At 60.6% G+C, this 16,187-nt stretch carries 18 protein-coding genes, 3 tRNA genes and 1 riboswitch; of the genes, 18 read left to right on the top strand and 3 right to left on the bottom strand.

Annotation, left to right across the window (positions count from 1 at the left end; all coding sequences use genetic code 11):
- Nucleotides 1–78 precede the first annotated feature (78 nt).
- A riboswitch (cobalamin riboswitch) is annotated at nucleotides 79–255 on the top strand.
- Between the two features lie 95 nt (nucleotides 256–350).
- The 17 genes from FHC49_RS12975 to FHC49_RS12895 are packed head-to-tail and all read left to right on the top strand — an operon-like array spanning nucleotide 351 to nucleotide 14,440.
- Nucleotides 351–1,724 (top strand): cobyrinate a,c-diamide synthase, encoded by a 1,374-nt coding sequence (locus tag FHC49_RS12975; protein WP_220439962.1) that lies wholly within the window; start codon nucleotides 351–353, stop codon nucleotides 1,722–1,724.
- A complete protein-coding gene (cbiB, locus tag FHC49_RS12970) occupies nucleotides 1,721–2,680 on the top strand; it encodes an adenosylcobinamide-phosphate synthase CbiB (protein WP_220439961.1) in 960 nt (319 codons plus the stop codon). Before FHC49_RS12975 ends, cbiB begins: the two co-directional genes overlap by 4 nt.
- Before the next feature lie 10 nt (nucleotides 2,681–2,690).
- Complete coding sequence (locus tag FHC49_RS12965; protein WP_220439960.1) at nucleotides 2,691–3,326, top strand: cobalt-precorrin-8 methylmutase; 636 nt, start codon at nucleotides 2,691–2,693, stop codon at nucleotides 3,324–3,326.
- On the top strand, nucleotides 3,323–4,462 hold the full coding sequence (gene cbiD, locus FHC49_RS12960) for a cobalt-precorrin-5B (C(1))-methyltransferase CbiD (RefSeq protein WP_185667968.1): 1,140 nt from the start codon (nucleotides 3,323–3,325) through the stop codon (nucleotides 4,460–4,462). The genes FHC49_RS12965 and cbiD overlap by 4 nt, the downstream gene beginning before the upstream one ends.
- Entirely contained in the window at nucleotides 4,456–5,061 is a 606-nt protein-coding gene (locus FHC49_RS12955; protein ID WP_220439959.1) for a cobalt-precorrin-7 (C(5))-methyltransferase, read from the top strand. Before cbiD ends, FHC49_RS12955 begins: the two co-directional genes overlap by 7 nt.
- On the top strand, nucleotides 5,051–5,620 hold the full coding sequence (locus tag FHC49_RS12950; protein ID WP_220439958.1) for a decarboxylating cobalt-precorrin-6B (C(15))-methyltransferase: 570 nt from the start codon (nucleotides 5,051–5,053) through the stop codon (nucleotides 5,618–5,620). Before FHC49_RS12955 ends, FHC49_RS12950 begins: the two co-directional genes overlap by 11 nt.
- Entirely contained in the window at nucleotides 5,613–6,386 is a 774-nt protein-coding gene (locus tag FHC49_RS12945) for a cobalt-precorrin-4 methyltransferase (RefSeq protein ID WP_220439957.1), read from the top strand. The genes FHC49_RS12950 and FHC49_RS12945 overlap by 8 nt, the downstream gene beginning before the upstream one ends.
- On the top strand, nucleotides 6,367–7,428 hold the full coding sequence (gene cbiG / locus FHC49_RS12940; protein WP_220439956.1) for a cobalt-precorrin 5A hydrolase: 1,062 nt from the start codon (nucleotides 6,367–6,369) through the stop codon (nucleotides 7,426–7,428). The genes FHC49_RS12945 and cbiG overlap by 20 nt, the downstream gene beginning before the upstream one ends.
- Nucleotides 7,422–8,147, top strand: coding sequence for a precorrin-3B C(17)-methyltransferase (locus tag FHC49_RS12935; RefSeq protein ID WP_220439955.1), 726 nt, complete (start codon nucleotides 7,422–7,424; stop codon nucleotides 8,145–8,147). The genes cbiG and FHC49_RS12935 overlap by 7 nt, the downstream gene beginning before the upstream one ends.
- Nucleotides 8,144–8,944 carry a cobalt-precorrin-6A reductase gene (locus tag FHC49_RS12930; RefSeq protein ID WP_185667974.1) on the top strand — a complete coding sequence of 267 codons (801 nt, stop codon included), beginning with the start codon at nucleotides 8,144–8,146 and terminating at the stop codon, nucleotides 8,942–8,944. Before FHC49_RS12935 ends, FHC49_RS12930 begins: the two co-directional genes overlap by 4 nt.
- Entirely contained in the window at nucleotides 8,941–9,720 is a 780-nt protein-coding gene (locus FHC49_RS12925) for a sirohydrochlorin cobaltochelatase (protein ID WP_220439954.1), read from the top strand. The genes FHC49_RS12930 and FHC49_RS12925 overlap by 4 nt, the downstream gene beginning before the upstream one ends.
- A complete protein-coding gene (locus FHC49_RS12920; RefSeq protein WP_220439953.1) occupies nucleotides 9,717–10,430 on the top strand; it encodes a cobalt-factor II C(20)-methyltransferase in 714 nt (237 codons plus the stop codon). Before FHC49_RS12925 ends, FHC49_RS12920 begins: the two co-directional genes overlap by 4 nt.
- Nucleotides 10,427–11,164 (top strand): cobalt ECF transporter S component CbiM, encoded by a 738-nt coding sequence (cbiM, locus tag FHC49_RS12915; protein WP_220439952.1) that lies wholly within the window; start codon nucleotides 10,427–10,429, stop codon nucleotides 11,162–11,164. The genes FHC49_RS12920 and cbiM overlap by 4 nt, the downstream gene beginning before the upstream one ends.
- A gap of 1 nt (nucleotide 11,165) precedes the next feature.
- Nucleotides 11,166–11,447, top strand: coding sequence for an energy-coupling factor ABC transporter substrate-binding protein (locus tag FHC49_RS12910; RefSeq protein WP_220439951.1), 282 nt, complete (start codon nucleotides 11,166–11,168; stop codon nucleotides 11,445–11,447).
- Nucleotides 11,434–12,111, top strand: coding sequence for an energy-coupling factor ABC transporter transmembrane protein (locus FHC49_RS12905; protein ID WP_185668076.1), 678 nt, complete (start codon nucleotides 11,434–11,436; stop codon nucleotides 12,109–12,111). Before FHC49_RS12910 ends, FHC49_RS12905 begins: the two co-directional genes overlap by 14 nt.
- 8 nt (nucleotides 12,112–12,119) lie before the next feature.
- Nucleotides 12,120–12,926, top strand: coding sequence for an energy-coupling factor ABC transporter ATP-binding protein (locus FHC49_RS12900; protein ID WP_220439950.1), 807 nt, complete (start codon nucleotides 12,120–12,122; stop codon nucleotides 12,924–12,926).
- A complete protein-coding gene (locus FHC49_RS12895) occupies nucleotides 12,923–14,440 on the top strand; it encodes a cobyric acid synthase (RefSeq protein ID WP_220439949.1) in 1,518 nt (505 codons plus the stop codon). The genes FHC49_RS12900 and FHC49_RS12895 overlap by 4 nt, the downstream gene beginning before the upstream one ends.
- Nucleotides 14,441–14,534: 94 nt before the next feature.
- Here FHC49_RS12895 and FHC49_RS12890 read toward each other — a convergent pair.
- From FHC49_RS12890 to FHC49_RS12880, 3 genes are all read right to left on the bottom strand, one after another.
- Nucleotides 14,535–14,611 (bottom strand) — tRNA-Met (locus FHC49_RS12890).
- 44 nt (nucleotides 14,612–14,655) lie between these two features.
- Nucleotides 14,656–14,732 (bottom strand) — tRNA-Met (locus tag FHC49_RS12885).
- A gap of 48 nt (nucleotides 14,733–14,780) precedes the next feature.
- A tRNA-Met gene (locus tag FHC49_RS12880) sits at nucleotides 14,781–14,857 on the bottom strand.
- A 207-nt stretch (nucleotides 14,858–15,064) separates the two neighbouring features.
- On the opposite strand from FHC49_RS12880, the gene mltA reads away from it, so the two are divergent.
- Nucleotides 15,065–16,162, top strand: a complete 1,098-nt coding sequence (gene mltA / locus FHC49_RS12875; protein ID WP_185667981.1) for a murein transglycosylase A — start codon at nucleotides 15,065–15,067, stop codon at nucleotides 16,160–16,162.
- Nucleotides 16,163–16,187 lie beyond the last annotated feature (25 nt).

Below are 16,187 nucleotides of genomic sequence, written 5' to 3'. Positions count from 1 at the left end.
TTGTCGCAGCGCAACGAAATCATTTTACCGGGGCGCTAGAGTAACCTGCTTTTATTTTATGCGGGCCATCGTGTCGGCATAAATCTGCAATCAACAGGTTTGGCATGTTATGTGCCAGGGAAGGAGGTGTAAACCCTCCGCAGCCCCCGCTGCTGTGATGCTGACGACCCCGTAATGACCACTGATCGACCGATCGGGAAGGCCGGGTGAGGATGACGCTAAGCCAGAAGACCTGCCTGTTGATTTATTTCAACAGCTTCGGTGGGAAGCGGGTTGCTTTGCGTCGCACGGTCGTCAGGCCGGGTGCGCGCGTGGCTATACCCAAAATCCACCCTGAACAGGGTTAGGGTATGGCAGCCAGACAGCATGCATTCGTTCTCGCCGGCACCGGTAGCGGCTGTGGGAAAACCACGGTGGCGCTCGGCCTGCTGACGCTGCTTCAACAGCGTGGCCTGCGGGTTCAGCCCTATAAAGTGGGGCCGGACTACCTCGATACCGGCTGGCACACCGCGCTGTGTGGCGTTGCCTCCCGCAATCTCGATGCGTTCATGCTGCCCCCCTCTATCCTTAATGCGCTGTTCAGCGAACATATGCAGCAGGCCGATATCGCCGTGATTGAAGGCGTCATGGGGCTGTACGACGGCTACGGCACCGATCCCAACTACTGCAGCAGCGCGGCGATGGCCAAACAGCTAGGCTGCCCGGTGATTTTGCTGGTCGACGGAAAAGCGGTCTCCACCTCCATTGCCGCCACGGTGATGGGCTTCCAGCACTTCGACCCGAGCCTCAACATTGCGGGCGTTATCGTTAACCGCGTCAATAGCGAGAGCCATTTCCAGTTGTTGAAAAGCGCCATCGAACGCTACTGCGCGCTGCCAGTGCTGGGCTACGTGCCGCGTGCAGAAGGCGTGGCGCTGCCCGAACGTCATCTGGGGCTGGTGACCGCCCGTGAATCTGCGATTGATAAGCAACCATGGCAGGATTTTGCCGCGACGCTGTCCCGTACGCTGGATATCGACAGGCTGCTGGCACTCACTGAACTGAGCGCGCTGCCCGCCGGTCAGTGGCCGCCGGAGCCGCTTTGCGGTGAGGGGCTGACCCTTGCGCTTGCCGACGATGAAGCCTTCAACTTTTACTACCCCGACAATCTGGCACTGCTGGCGCGCGCTGGCGTGAAGATTGTGCGTTTTAGCCCGTTGCATGATGCGGTTCTGCCCGAATGCCAGATGATCTGGCTCGGCGGCGGCTACCCGGAACTGCACGCCCAGGCGCTCGCAGGCAACAGGCCGATGCTGGCGCAACTGCGCGCCGCGCACGCGCGCGGCGTGGCGATTTACGCCGAATGCGGCGGCCTGATGTACCTTGGCACTACGCTTGAAGATAAAAACGGTGATATCCACGCGATGGCCGATATTCTGCCCGGCCACAGCAAAATGGGTACCCGACTGACCCGCTTTGGCTACTGCGAAGCGCAGGCGCTGCAGCAGACGCTGCTTGCTGCTCCCGGCGATGTACTGCGCGGCCACGAATTCCACTATTCCGATTTCACCGCGCACACGCCGGCGGTGATGGCGTGCCACAAAACCCGTGATGGCGCGGTGCTCCAGCAGTGGTCCGGCGGCTGGCAGCGCGGGAATACCTTTGCCAGCTATCTGCACCTCCATTTCGCCCAGCACCCGTCGATGCTTAACCACTGGTTTGCCGCCGCAAGGAGCGCCCAATGACGCTGCTGGCCTGGTGTCTGGCATGGGGGCTCGATTTCATTATTGGCGACCCACAAAACTGGCCGCATCCGGTGCGCTGGATAGGCAACCTGATTAACGCCGTGCAACGCGCGGTGCGTCGGGTTTGTCATTCCGACCTTGCGCTGCGTATCGGCGGCGGGGTGATGTGGCTGGTGGTGGTAGGGCTGACCTACGCCGTTTCCTGGGGCGTGCTGCACCTCGCCGCGCGCGTGCATCCGTGGCTGGGCTGGGGCGTTGAGGTATGGATGATTTTCACCGTGCTGGCCGGGCGCTGCCTGGCACAGTCGGCGCAGGCGGTCGAACGCCCGCTGCGGGCTGGCGATCTCTCTGAGAGCCGCATTAAGTTGTCGTGGATTGTCGGGCGCGATACATCGCAGCTACAGCCGGAACAGATCAACCGCGCGGTGGTGGAGACGGTGGCGGAAAACACCGTCGACGGCATTATCGCGCCGCTCTTCTTCCTGCTGCTCGGCGGTGCGCCGCTGGCGATGGCCTATAAAGCGGTCAACACCCTTGATTCTATGGTCGGCTACAAGCACGAAAAATACCGGGCCATTGGCATGGTGAGCGCACGCCTCGACGATGTAGCGAACTTTATTCCCGCTCGCCTGAGCTGGCTGCTGATTGGCCTTGCTGCCTTTATCTGCCGTGATAACGGCGCGCGCGCGCTGCGTATCGGCTGGCGCGATCGTAAAAATCACAGCAGCCCCAACTGCGCCTGGTCGGAAGCGGCCGTCGCCGGGGCACTGGGCATTCGCCTTGGCGGCCCGAACGACTATTTTGGCGAGCGGGTGAATAAGCCGTGGATTGGCGACGAACATCGCCCGATTGCCATTGATGATATTTCCCGAACGATTCGACTGATGTGGGTAGCGTCAACGCTGGCCCTGCTGCTGTTTATGGCAGTCAGGTTCTGGCTTGTCGGCGCGGCCTGAGGAGTACTGCATGAACTATATCCAGCAACCGCAAGCGATTGAGAGCAAGAGCTTCGAGATAATCAGCGAGATTATCGCCGACACGCGCCCGGAGTATCGTTTTGCCAGTCCGCTGCACGAAGCGATTATCAAACGGGTGATCCACACCACCGCCGACTTCGAGTGGCTGGATATTCTGTGGTTCTCGCCGGATGCATTAACCCGCCTGTGCGACGCGCTGAGCCGCCCGTGCACGCTTTACACCGACACCACCATGGCGCTCTCCGGCATTAATAAAAATCTGCTGGCGACCTTCGGCGGCGAATGCCGTTGCTATATCAGCGACCCACGCGTGGTGCGCGAGGCCAAAGCGCAGGGCATTACCCGTTCGATGGCGGCGGTGGATATCGCCGCCAAAGAAGAGGGTGACAAAGTGTTTGTCTTTGGCAACGCGCCGACCGCGCTGTTCCGTCTGATGGAGCATCAAGAGCTGGAAGTTGGCGGAGTAATCGGCGTGCCGGTTGGCTTCGTCGGCGCGGCGGAATCCAAAGAGGCGCTGAGCAAAAGCGGCCTGCCGGGCATTGCCGCGCTGGGACGTAAAGGCGGCAGCAACGTGGCGGCGGCGATCGTCAACGCCATTCTTTACCATCTGCAGGGGGCGCGATGAGCGAACCCGCCTTCGACGCCCCGGTGTGGCATAACGGCAAAGCGCTGCGCAAAGGCTACACCACCGGTTCCAGCGCCACGGCGGCGGCGAAAGTGGCTGCGCTGATGGTGATGCGCCAGCACCTGATTCACCAGGTTTCGATTGTCACGCCGTCGGGCGTGACGCTGAACCTGAACGTTGAATCACCGCACGTCGAAGGCCAGCAGGGTATTGCCGCCATCCGCAAAGATGGCGGCGATGATATCGACGCCACCCACGGGATGCTGATTTTCGCCCGCGTCACCGTCAACGACAGCGGTGAAATTACCCTGCGCGGCGGTGAGGGCGTGGGTACCGTCACCCGTAAAGGCATCGGGCTGCCCATCGGCAGCGCGGCGATTAATCGCACCCCGCGACACACTATTGAAACCGCCGTCCGTGAGGCGATTGGCCCGGCGCGCGGCGCCGAGGTGGAGATTTTTGCCCCGGAAGGGGAAGAGCGGGCGAAGAAAACCTATAACGCGCGGCTGGGCATTCTGGGCGGCATTTCGATTATCGGCACTACCGGCATCGTGACGCCGATGTCGGAAGAGAGCTGGAAACGCTCGCTGGCGCTGGAGCTGGAGATGAAGCGCGCCGCTGGGCTGGAGCGTGTGGTGCTGGTGCCGGGCAACCACGGTGAGCGCTTCGTGCGCGAGCAGATGGGCATTGACTCGCAGGTGGTGGTTACCATGAGCAACTTCGTCGGCTACATGATTGAAGAGTCGGTGCGCCTTGGCTTCCGCCAGATTGTGCTGATTGGCCACCCAGGCAAGCTGGTTAAAATCGCCGCCGGAATTTTCCACACCCACAGCCATATCGCCGACGGACGCATGGAGACGCTGGTCGCCCATCTGGCGCTGCTCGGCGCGCCGCTTGAACTGCTCACCCTGGTAAGCGAGTGCGATACCACTGAAGCCGCTATGGAGCATATCGACGCCTACGGCTTCCAGAAAATCTACAACCACCTTGCCGCCCGCATCTGCCAGCGCGTGCTGGAGCGGCTGCGCTTCACGCAAAACCCGCCCATCTGCGATGCCATCATGTTCGCTTTTGATAACCAGATCCTCGGCAGCAACCGCCCGGTCAACGAGATCGTCAAGGACATGCAATGTTAACCGTCGTCGGAATGGGCCCAGCGGGCGTGCAGCTGATGACGCCGCTGGCCGCAGATGCGGTGAAACATGCCGATGCGCTGGTCGGCGGCGTACGTCATCTGGCGCAGTTTCCGGCGTTTGGCGGCGAACGCTGCCCGCTGGGGGCCAACATTGCCCAGGTGCTGGGGTGGATTGAGGAACGGCAGGCACAAAACGTAGTGGTGCTGGCCTCCGGCGACCCGCTGTTTTACGGCATTGGTACGCGGCTTATCGCCTATTTTGGCCGTGAAAACGTGCGGGTGATCCCCGGCGTTAGCGCCGTGCAGTACCTGTGCGCGCAGGCGGGCATTGATATGAACGACATGTGGCTGACCAGCAGCCACGGGCGCGAGGTGGACTTCGACATGCTGGCGAGCCATCGCAAAGTGGCGATGGTTACCGATAAACGCTGCGGCCCAAAAGCCATCGCCGAGGCGCTGGTGGCGCGGGGTAAAGGGCATCGCTGGATGGTGATTGGCGAGAACCTGGCGCAGGACAACGAACGTATCCACTGGCTGCCGGTCAGCGCCGTGGAGAGCGACTATGAGATGAACACGGTGGTGATCCTCGATGAAAGATGAGCTGTTTTTACGCGGCGAAAAGGTGCCGATGACCAAAGAGGCAGTACGCGCGCTGGCGCTGGCCAAACTGGAACTGCACCGGGCCAGCCACCTGATTGATATCGGCGCCGGCACCGGCAGCGTCTCCATTGAGGCGGCGCTGCAAAATCCCACGCTTACCGTCACCGCCATTGAACGCAACCCGGCCGCGCTGCGCCTGTTGGCGGAAAACTGCGAACGCTTTGCCTGCGGCAATATCACACTGGTTGCAGCCGAAGCGCCTGAGGTTGCCGTCGAGCCTGCCGACGCCATTTTTATGGGCGGCAGCGGCGGCCATTTGCGGGCGCTGATTGACTGGTCGTTGCATCATCTTCGCCCCGGCGGGCGGCTGGTGATGACCTTTATTTTGCAGGAGAACCTGCATGAGGCGCTGGACCACCTGCGCCAGGCCAACGTCACGGCGCTGGACTGCCAGCAACTGAGCGTTTCCGCCATGACCGCCCTCGGCAGCGGCCACTATTTCAAACCGAATAATCCCGTTTTTGTTATCGCCTGTCAGAAGGAAGAACATCATGGCTGAAGCCTTTGACCCCCGCAGCGTCTGGTTTGTGGGCGCTGGCCCCGGTGACCGCGAGCTTATCACCCTGAAAGGCTATCGCCTGCTGCAACAGGCGCAGGTGGTGATTTACGCCGGTTCGCTGATTAACCCCGAACTGCTGAGCTACTGCCCGCCAGAGGCCGAGTGCCACGACAGCGCTAAGCTGCACCTTGAGCAAATTCTCGACCTGATGGAAGCGGGCGTGAAGGCCGGTAAAACGGTGGTGCGCCTGCAAACGGGCGACGTGTCGCTGTACGGATCGGTGCGTGAGCAGGGGGAAGAGCTGACCCGTCGCGGCATTGACTGGCAGGTGGTGCCGGGCGTGAGCGCGTTTCTCGGCGCGGCGGCAGAACTGGGCGTCGAGTACACGGTGCCGGAAGTGTCGCAGAGCCTCATCATCACTCGTCTCGAAGGGCGCACCCCGGTGCCGGAACGCGAGCAGCTGGAGTCCTTTGCCCAGCACCGTACCTCGATGGCGATTTACCTCTCCGTGCAGCGCATCAACAAAGTCGCCGAGCGGCTGATTGACGGCGGCTACCCGGCGACCACGCCGGTGGCAGTGATTTACAAGGCCACCTGGCCCGAGAGCCAGACCGTACGCGGCACGCTGACGGATATCGCCGACAAAGTGCGCGACGCCGACATCCGCAAAACGGCGCTGATTCTGGTCGGCGACTTCCTCGGCGAGGAGTACCACTACTCGCGCCTCTACGCCGCTGATTTTAGCCATGAATACCGCAAAGCCTGAGCGCATTGCGCTGTTCTGCCTGACCCCCGGCGGCGTGGCGCTGGCAAAACGGCTTAGCGCAGTGCTGCCGATGGCCTGCTACACCCGCGAAGGGCTGGTAGAGCCGGGATTTCTGCCGTTTGACGGTAGCTTTGCTGCCAGCGTTGGTCAGGCGTTTCAACGCGATACGGCGCTGATTTTTATCGGCGCAACCGGGATTGCGGTGCGCACGCTTGCGCCGCTGCTGGTGGATAAATTCCACGACCCGGCGGTGGTGGTGATTGATGAGCGCGGCCAGCACGTTATTAGCCTGCTCTCCGGGCATATCGGCGGGGCGAATGACCTCGCCCGGCATCTGGCGGGCATTCTCGGCGTTGACCCGGTTATCACCACCGCGACAGACGTCAACGACGTGGCGGCGCTGGATACGCTGGCCTGCCAGCTCAATGCGCGGATGCACGACTTCCGCTCGGCGGTGAAAACCGTCAACCAGATGCTGGTCAGTCAGCAGCGTGTTGGCCTGTGGTGGGATGAACCGCTGACGGAGGCGGTGAGTCGCTGCGACCGACGCGGGTTTATCACCGTGACCGACCTTAACGCGCTCCCGCCGTTGGATGCGCTGGTGTGCATCACCTTGCGCGACACGCTGCCGGCGCTGCCATTGCCGCACTGGAAGCTGGTGCCACGGCGCATCGTGGCGGGCATTGGCTGTCGCCGTGGAACGCCCTGCGCGTTGATAAGCGAACTGCTCCATCGCCAGCTTGCTGCACATCACCTCGACCCGCTGGCGCTGAAAGCCATCGGCAGCATTGTTGTGAAGCAGGATGAACTGGGGCTGATACAGCTGGCGAGCAACCTCGATGTGCCGTTTGACATTTTTAGCGTGGCTGCCTTGTGCGAACACGAACACCGTTTTCCCTCCTCGCTGTTTGTGAAGCAGACGGTCGGGGTGGGCAGCGTTTCTGGTCCGTCAGCGTGGCGGATGAGTAACGGAAATCTAGTAGGCGAGACCCTGCGTGAACAGGGCATCACCATTACCTTGGGAGTAACAGACAGATGTTAAGCGTAATCGGAATCGGCCCTGGCTCGCAGGCCATGATGACCATGGAAGCCGTCGAGGCGCTGCAGGCGGCGGAAATCGTCGTGGGCTACAAAACCTATACCCATCTGGTGAAGGCTTTTACCGGCGACAAGCAGGTGATTAAAACCGGCATGTGCAAAGAGATTGAACGCTGCCAGGCGGCGATTGAGCTGGCGCAGGCGGGGCACAACGTGGCGCTGATCAGCAGCGGCGACGCGGGCATTTACGGCATGGCGGGGCTGGTGCTGGAGTTGGTGAGCAAACAGAAGCTGGACGTGGAAGTGCGCCTGATTCCAGGCATGACCGCCAGTATTGCCGCGGCCTCGCTGCTGGGCGCGCCGCTGATGCACGACTTCTGCCATATCAGCCTGAGCGACCTGCTCACCCCGTGGCCGGTAATTGAAAAACGCATTATCGCCGCCGGGGAAGCCGACTTTGTTATCTGCTTCTATAACCCGCGCAGCCGGGGCCGTGAAGGGCATCTGGCGCGCGCTTTTGAACTGCTCTCCGCCGTCAAAAGTGCCGATACGCCGGTGGGCGTGGTGAAGTCCGCCGGGCGTAAAAAGCAGGAAAAATGGCTGACGACCCTCGGCACGATGGACTTTGAACCGGTGGATATGACCAGCCTGGTCATCGTCGGCAACAAAACCACCTACGTGCAGGATGACCTGATGATCACACCGCGAGGCTATGTGCTGTGAGTTTCGGTGATGTGCTGGTGGTCGGCGGTACCAGCGATGCGCGCGCGCTTTGTCTGCAGCTGGATGCCGCACAGGTGCGCTACACCGTATCGGTAGCCACCCCCACGGGGGAAGCGCTGGCGGGGGATATTCAGGGGCAAGTGCGCTGCGGTCGTCTGGAAAAGTCGGAAATGGTGGCCTGGCTTCGCGAGCACGGTACGCGCTGGGTGATTGACGCTTCTCATCCTTACGCCGAAGCGGTCAGCCGCAACGTGCTGGATGCGTGCACCGAGGCGGGCGTACTGCTGAGCCGCTACCAGCGCCCGGATCAGCAGGGCGCACTGACGCACCCGCTGCTGCGCTACGTCACCAGCATTGATGAAGCCTGTGAGCGGATTAAACCGCTGGGCCAGCGCGTGCTGCTGACCACCGGCAGCAAAGATCTGGCGCTGTGGCGCGCTGGGCTGCCGGAGAAAACGCTGCTGGCCCGCGTGCTGCCGGTGCCGAACGTGGTGCAGCAGTGCACCGACCTCGGCTTTGGTGTGGGCGAAATTTTTGCCATCTGCGCGCCGTTCAGCGCCGAGTTTAACGCCGCGTTTTACCGCCATTGCCGCGCCGATGTGGTGGTGACCAAAGCCTCCGGCGCGGAAGGCGGCTATCTGGAAAAGGTGCAGCCCTGCCTGGATGCCGGGCTTCCCTGCATCGTGATTACCCGCCCGGCACCGCTAGTGTCCGGCGATGAACTACTGGAAAGTCAGTCCGCTTTCGCCGAGCGCTTAGCGCGCTGGCAGGCCGACGACAAAAGGAATCAAGCATGAAAAAAGCCCTATTGGTGGTGAGCTTCGGCACCAGCTACCACGATACCTGCGAGAAGAATATTGTTGCCTGCGAACGCGAGCTGGCGGCCAGCTGCCCCGACCGCGACCTGTTCCGCGCCTTTACCTCAGGCATGATCATCCGCAAGCTGAAAACGCGCGACGGCATTGAAACCGATACGCCGCTGGAAGCGCTGCAAAAGCTCGCGGATCTCGGATACGAAGACGTAGCGGTGCAGTCACTGCACATCATCAACGGCGACGAATATGAAAAAATTGCCCGCGAAGTGCAGAGCCTGCGCCCGCGGTTTAAACGCCTGACGCTCGGCACGCCGCTGCTGAGTGGCCACGACGACTATGTGCGTCTGATGGACGCGCTGACCCAGCAGATGCCTGCGCTGAATGCCAACGAAAAGGTGGTGTTTATGGGCCACGGTGCCAGCCACCACGCCTTTGCCGCCTACGCCTGCCTCGACCATATGATGACTGCCCAGCGTTTCCCGGCGCGAGTCGGCGCGGTGGAGAGTTACCCGGAAGTAGACGTGCTGATTGAGAGTATGAGCAAAGAGGGCGTCAGCGCCGTCCACCTGATGCCGCTGATGCTGGTGGCGGGCGATCACGCCATCAACGACATGGCCTCTGACGAAGAGGATTCGTGGAAAACGCTGTTTAACGCGGCGGGCATTCCGGCAACGCCGTGGCTGTGCGGGCTGGGCGAAAACCCGGTGGTGCGCGCCATGTTCGTTGAACATCTGCAGCAGTCTCTGGAGGCAGCATGAGCGGCAAACTGTACGCCCTAAGCACCGGTCCGGGTGCGTCTGACCTGATTACCGTTCGCGCGGCGCGCATTCTGGGCTCGCTGGATATTCTTTACGCCCCGGCAGGGCGCAAGGGGGGCGACAGCCTGGCGCTCTCCATCGTGCGTGAATACCTCGGTGAACAGACCGAGGTGCGCTGCTGCCACTTCCCCATGAGTGCCGACAGCGCCGAAAAAGAGGCGGTGTGGGACGACGTTTCGGCGGCGCTGGTGCGTGAAGTGGAAGCCGGGAAAAACGTCGGCTTTATCACCCTCGGCGATGCCATGCTGTTCAGCACCTGGGTCTTTTTACTCCAGCGCATCGGCAGCCCGGAGTGGCTGGAGATTGTCCCCGGCGTGACCTCCTTCGCCGCCATTGCCGCCCGCAGTAAAACGCCGCTGGCGATGGAACAACAGTCGCTGGCGGTGGTGGCCTGTACCGCGCCGGAAGACGAGATTGAGCGCGCGCTGGCGCAGCACGACAGCCTGGTGCTGATGAAAGTCTACGGCCGTTTCCCGCGCATCAAAGCGCTGCTGGCTAAAGCAGGTTTATTGGATAACGCGCTGTTGATGGCCGAGGCGACGCTGCCCGGCGAGCAGTGCTGGCGGCAGTTAGGTGAGGTCGCTGACGACCTGTCGTTGCCGTATTTCTCCACCATTCTGGTGAATAAACAGTGGGAGCAAGGACAATGAAACTGGAACAACAGCTGAAGCGACTGTCGCTCAGCGGATTCGCAGCGGCGGTACTGCTGCTGGTGGTGCCACAAGAAGCCTTTGCGATGCACATCATGGAAGGGTTCCTGCCGCCGATGTGGGCGCTGGCCTGGTGGCTGCTGTTTTTACCGTGCCTGTGGTACGGGCTGGTGCGCCTGCGTCGCATCGTGCAGGAGGACAGCAACCAGAAGGTGCTGCTGGCGCTGTGCGGGGCATTTATCTTCGTGCTCTCGGCGCTGAAAATCCCCTCGGTTACCGGTAGCTGTTCGCACCCAACCGGCGTCGGGCTGGCGGTTATCCTGTTTGGGCCGGGCGTGGTGGCCATTCTCGGCGCTATCGTCCTGCTGTTCCAGGCGCTGCTGCTGGCGCACGGTGGCCTGACGACGCTCGGCGCTAATGGTATGTCGATGGCGGTAATTGGGCCAATCGTCGGCTATCTGGTGTGGAAAATGGCCTGCAAGGCCGGGTTTCGCCGCGATGTGTCGGTGTTCCTGTGCGCGATGCTGGCGGATCTGGCGACCTACTTTGTCACCTCACTCCAGCTTGGCGTGGCCTTCCCGGATCCGCAGACGGGCTTTGTGGGATCGAGCCTGAAATTTATGGGGATCTTCTGCCTGACTCAGGTTCCAATCGCCATTGCCGAAGGTCTGCTGACGGTGATGATCTACGACCAGTTAACCAAGCGACAGCTGATCGCCACTGAGGGACGCTAAGATGAAAAAGACATTAATTCTGCTGGCGATGGTGATTGCGCTGGTTATCCTGCCGTTCTTTATCAACCACGGTGGCGAATACGGCGGCTCGGACGATCAGGCTGAAGGGGTGATTACCGCCGTGGATCCTGGCTATGAGCCGTGGTTCCACCCGCTGTATGAACCCGCGAGCGGCGAGATTGAGAGCCTGCTGTTTACCCTGCAAGGCTCCCTCGGCGCGGCGGTGATCTTCTATATTCTTGGCTACTACAAGGGCCGCCAGCGCCATGATGACCGGGCTTGATCGGCTGAGCTATCAGAGCCGCTGGTTTCACGTCGCCCCAGAGCGTAAGTTTCTGCTCTGGCTGCTGATGATGGTGCTGGCCTTTAGCCTGCCGCCGCTGGGGCAGGCGCTGCTGATGGCGCTGACGGCGGGCTTTACCTGCTGGCTGCTGCGCATCTCGCTGTGGCGCTGGCTCCGCTGGATGGCGCTGCCGCTGGGTTTTCTGCTGGTGGGGGTGGTGACGATTATCTTTAGCGTCAGCCGCGACCCACACGCGCTGCTGGTCAGCGTGCCGCTGGGGTCGTTCTCGCTCGGCATTACCGCTGCCGGGCTAGCGACCGCCAACGAGACCTTCTGGCGTAGCCTGGCGGCATTGTCCGCGACCTTCTGGCTGGTGCTGAACCTGCCGTTCCCGCAGCTTATCGTGCTGCTCAAGCGCGGCCGTGTGCCGCGCCTGCTGATCGAGCAGATCCTGCTGACCTGGCGCTTTATCTTTATCCTGCTGGATGAGGCGATGGCGATTCACCGGGCGCAGACGCTGCGCTTTGGTTATCGTAACGTCCGTCTGGGCTATCGCTCGTTGGCGATGCTGGTGAGCCTGCTGTTTACGCGTGTGTTAATCCGCTATCAGCAGATGAGTACCGTGCTGGATATCAAACTGTATCAGGGTGATTTTCACCTCTAAGGAACGCCATGCTGGCTACCACTGACCTCTGGTTTCGCTACCAGCAGGAACCGACGCTTAAAGGGCTGACGCTGGACTTCTCGCGCCAGGCCGTCACCGGCCTCGTTGGGGCCAACGGCTGCGGGAAATCGACGCTGTTTATGAATCTCAGCGGGCTTTTGCGCCCGCAGCAGGGCGCGGTGCTGTGGCAAGGCAAGCCGCTGGACTACAGCAAGCGCGGGCTGCTGGCGCTGCGCCAGCAGGTAGCGACCGTATTTCAGGACCCGGACCAGCAGATTTTCTACACCGATATTGATAGCGACATCGCTTTCAGCTTGCGTAATCTCGGCGTGGCGGAGGATGAGATTGCTCGCCGGGTAGACGATGCGCTGACGCTGGTCGATGCCCAGCACTTCCGTCAGCAGCCGATTCAGTGTCTGAGCCACGGGCAGAAAAAGCGGGTGGCGATTGCCAGCGCGCTGGTATTGCAGGCGCGATACCTACTGCTGGACGAACCGACCGCCGGGCTGGACCCCTCCGGGCGCGCGCAGATGATTGAAATCATCAAGCGCATCGTGGCGCAGGGCAATCATGTGGTGATTTCCAGTCACGATATTGATTTAATTTATGAGGTCAGCGACGCGGTGTACGTGCTGCGCCACGGCGAAGTGCTGGCCGAGGGGGAGCCGGGCGAGGTGTTTGCCCGTACCGCGCTGATTGAACAGGCGGGGCTGAGCCAGCCGTGGCTGGTGAAGCTGCATGCGGAGCTGGGGCTGCCGCTGTGTAAAACCGAGGCGGAGTTTTTCCGTCAAATGCGTGAACGAGGAAATCGATGACCCAGGCCATAATGCTGCAAGGTACCGCCTCTGATGTTGGCAAAAGTATGCTGGTGGCGGGGCTGTGCCGCATCTTCTATCAGGACGGCCTGCGCACCGCGCCGTTTAAGTCGCAGAATATGGCGCTCAACTCCGGTATTACGCCGGACGGCAAAGAGATGGGGCGCGCGCAGATTTTTCAGGCTGAAGCGGCGGGCATCGCGCCAGACGTGCGAATGAACCCGATTCTGCTCAAGCCAACCAGCGACCGCAAAGCGCAGATTGTGCTGATGGGCGAGGTAGCAACCAGCATGGATGCCGTCAGCTATCACGATTACAAGCCGCGGTTGCGTGAGCAGATCATGGCGGTTTACCAGAGTCTGGCGAGCGAGTTTGACGTGCTGGTTCTGGAAGGGGCGGGCAGCCCGGCAGAAATTAACCTGCGCGACCGTGATATCGTCAATATGGGCATGGCCGAGATGGCGCAGTGCCCGGTGATTCTGATAGCCGACATCGATCGCGGCGGCGTGTTTGCCTCTATCTACGGCACCCTGGCGCTGCTGCATGAGCACGAAAGGGCGCGGGTGAAAGGGGTGATTATTAATAAGTTTCGCGGTGATGTTTCGCTGCTGCACTCCGGCATTGAACAGATTGAAGCGCTGACCAACGTGCCGGTATTGGGCGTCATGCCGTGGCTGGACGTTGACCTGGAAGACGAGGACGGCGTGGCGCTGCAAAAGGGCAAATACCGTCATACCGGAGCCTATGAGATTGATGTGGCGGTGGTACAGCTACCGCATATCTCCAACTTTACCGACTTCAACGCGCTGGCGGCCCAGCCGGACGTGCGGGTGCGCTACGTCCGGCATGCGGAAGATTTGTCCGGCGCGGACCTGATTATCCTGCCTGGCAGTAAAAATACGTTGGGCGATCTGCTGTGGTTGCAGGATAGCGGTCTGGCGCACGGGATTTTACAGGCGCAACGTCAGGGCGTGCCGGTGCTGGGGATCTGCGGCGGCTATCAAATGCTTGGCGATACGCTTACCGATGACGTCGAATCGGGGTTGGGGACCTTGCCCGGCCTGGGACTGCTGAACGTGGTGACGCGTTTTGCGCCGACGAAAACCACCACTCAGGCGACGGCGATGCTTAGCGATGCGCTGCCGGGCTGGCTGGCGCCAGTGTCAGGTCTGTCGTTACGTGGCTATGAGATTCATATGGGTGAGACTACGCCGTCAGGCACGGGCTGTGCGTTGATGCAGCTCTGCAAAAACGGCCAGTACAGCGCTGACGGCGCGGTCAGTGAGGACGGATTGGTTTTCGGTACGTATCTTCACGGCCTGTTTGATAGCGACGAATTTACCCGTACGCTGGTCAACGGCCTGCGTGGGCGTAAAGGGCTGGCGGCGCTGGATAATGATCTTCACTATGCGCGTTATAAGACACAGCAGTTTGATATTCTGGCGGCATCAATGCGTCAGCATATTGATATCGAAAAGATTTATACGATTATGCGCGAGCATAAAGAAGCGTAGTGTGCGGGAATGCGCCATTCGAAAGGGTGGCGCAGAGTAGCCGGAAGGCTGAATGACAGGCAAAAAAAAACACCCATGTGGGTGTCATTTTAATTGGTTGCGGGGGCCGGATTTGAACCGACGACCTTCGGGTTATGAGCCCGACGAGCTACCAGGCTGCTCCACCCCGCGTCCGTCTTTACTCTTCATCGAGTAAACTTGCATCAGATTTTAATTGGTTGCGGGGGCCGGATTTGAACCGACGACCTTCGGGTTATGAGCCCGACGAGCTACCAGGCTGCTCCACCCCGCGTCCGTCATTACTCTTCCATCGAGTAACGTTACTGCTTCTGATTTTAATTGGTTGCGGGGGCCAGATTTGAACTGACGACCTTCGGGTTATGAGCCCGACGAGCTACCAGGCTGCTCCACCCCGCGTCCGTGGATGCGCACTATACTCTGCTCAGCATTTGTTGCAACCATTTTTGCGGCAAATCACTCATTTTTTTATAAGTTGTACGGATACGACGCAATTTGCGCTTTTTTTGTGCGAATTGGTTACCGTGGGTCGCGTTCGCATTTCAATACCCCTGGGGGTTTGTTATCTTCACCGGGCACTTTCGACTATGCGGAACACAAAATACCATGAAAGGACGTTGGGCCAAATATGTGGCAACGGGCGCACTGCTGGCAATGCTAGCCGCCTGTTCGTCAAAACCGACCGATCGCGGTCAACAGTATAAAGACGGGAAACTCACCCAGCCTTTCTCACTCGTGAATCAACCTGATGCCGTCGGCGCGCCAATTAACGCGGGTGACTTTGCGCAGCAGTTAAATGAGATTCGTAACGCCTCTCCGCGCCTTTACGGCAACCAGAGCAACCTTTATAGCGCCGTGCAGCAGTGGCTGCTGGCCGGTGGCGATACCCGCACCATGCGTCAGTACGGCATTGATGCCTGGCAGATGGAAGGGACCGACAACTACGGCAACGTACAGTTTACCGGTTACTACACCCCGGTTGTCCAGGCGCGCCATACGCGGCAGGGCGAATTCCAGTACCCGATCTACCGCATGCCTCCTAAACGCGGCAAGCTGCCGTCCCGCGCCAGCATTTATGCCGGTGGGCTGAGCGATGACTACATACTGGCCTACAGTAATTCGCTGATGGATAACTTCATCATGGATGTGCAGGGCAGCGGTTATATTGATTTCGGTGATGGTTCTCCGCTGAACTTCTTTAGCTACGCGGGCAAAAACGGCTGGGCGTATAAAAGCATCGGTAAGGTACTGATCGACCGTGGTGAAGTGAAGCGTGAAGATATGTCGATGCAGGCGATCCGCCACTGGGGTGAAACCCACAGCGAAGCGGAAGTCCGCGAACTGCTCGAGCAAAACCCCTCATTCGTCTTCTTTAAACCGCAGTCGTTTGCCCCGGTGAAAGGCGCTAGCGCCGTACCGCTGATTGGCCGCGCCTCCGTGGCGTCTGACCGCAGCATCATTCCGCCGGGCACGACGCTGCTGGCTGAAGTGCCGCAACTCGACAATAACGGTAAGTTTAACGGTCAGTACGAGCTGCGCCTGATGGTGGCGTTGGATGTTGGCGGCGCGATTAAGGGCCAGCACTTCGACATCTACCAGGGCATCGGCCCGGATGCCGGGCATCGCGCAGGCTGGTATAATCACTACGGCCGCGTATGGGTGCTGAAAACGGCGTCCAGCGGCGGGAATGTGTTTAGCGGTTAAGTCTTGTAGCCCGGCCGAGCAACGC

The organism is Kluyvera sp. EC_51, assembly GCF_019584505.1.
GTDB classification, from domain to species: domain Bacteria; phylum Pseudomonadota; class Gammaproteobacteria; order Enterobacterales; family Enterobacteriaceae; genus Kluyvera; species Kluyvera sichuanensis.
Note: the sequence above shows the minus strand (reverse complement) of the source record. Positions and strands in the feature narration are given on the sequence as shown.

Coding starts and splice junctions, on each gene's coding strand:
- FHC49_RS12905 (WP_185668076.1), top strand. CDS start 11,434: ATGACCGGGCTTGATCGGCTGAGCTATCAGAGCCGCTGGTTTCACGTC.
- FHC49_RS12945 (WP_220439957.1), top strand. CDS start 5,613: ATGGCTGAAGCCTTTGACCCCCGCAGCGTCTGGTTTGTGGGCGCTGGC.
- FHC49_RS12910 (WP_220439951.1), top strand. CDS start 11,166: ATGAAAAAGACATTAATTCTGCTGGCGATGGTGATTGCGCTGGTTATC.
- FHC49_RS12950 (WP_220439958.1), top strand. CDS start 5,051: ATGAAAGATGAGCTGTTTTTACGCGGCGAAAAGGTGCCGATGACCAAA.
- FHC49_RS12895 (WP_220439949.1), top strand. CDS start 12,923: ATGACCCAGGCCATAATGCTGCAAGGTACCGCCTCTGATGTTGGCAAA.
- cbiM (WP_220439952.1), top strand. CDS start 10,427: ATGAAACTGGAACAACAGCTGAAGCGACTGTCGCTCAGCGGATTCGCA.
- FHC49_RS12965 (WP_220439960.1), top strand. CDS start 2,691: ATGAACTATATCCAGCAACCGCAAGCGATTGAGAGCAAGAGCTTCGAG.
- FHC49_RS12920 (WP_220439953.1), top strand. CDS start 9,717: ATGAGCGGCAAACTGTACGCCCTAAGCACCGGTCCGGGTGCGTCTGAC.
- FHC49_RS12925 (WP_220439954.1), top strand. CDS start 8,941: ATGAAAAAAGCCCTATTGGTGGTGAGCTTCGGCACCAGCTACCACGAT.
- FHC49_RS12900 (WP_220439950.1), top strand. CDS start 12,120: ATGCTGGCTACCACTGACCTCTGGTTTCGCTACCAGCAGGAACCGACG.
- mltA (WP_185667981.1), top strand. CDS start 15,065: ATGAAAGGACGTTGGGCCAAATATGTGGCAACGGGCGCACTGCTGGCA.
- cbiB (WP_220439961.1), top strand. CDS start 1,721: ATGACGCTGCTGGCCTGGTGTCTGGCATGGGGGCTCGATTTCATTATT.
- cbiD (WP_185667968.1), top strand. CDS start 3,323: ATGAGCGAACCCGCCTTCGACGCCCCGGTGTGGCATAACGGCAAAGCG.
- cbiG (WP_220439956.1), top strand. CDS start 6,367: ATGAATACCGCAAAGCCTGAGCGCATTGCGCTGTTCTGCCTGACCCCC.
- FHC49_RS12935 (WP_220439955.1), top strand. CDS start 7,422: ATGTTAAGCGTAATCGGAATCGGCCCTGGCTCGCAGGCCATGATGACC.
- FHC49_RS12975 (WP_220439962.1), top strand. CDS start 351: ATGGCAGCCAGACAGCATGCATTCGTTCTCGCCGGCACCGGTAGCGGC.
- FHC49_RS12955 (WP_220439959.1), top strand. CDS start 4,456: ATGTTAACCGTCGTCGGAATGGGCCCAGCGGGCGTGCAGCTGATGACG.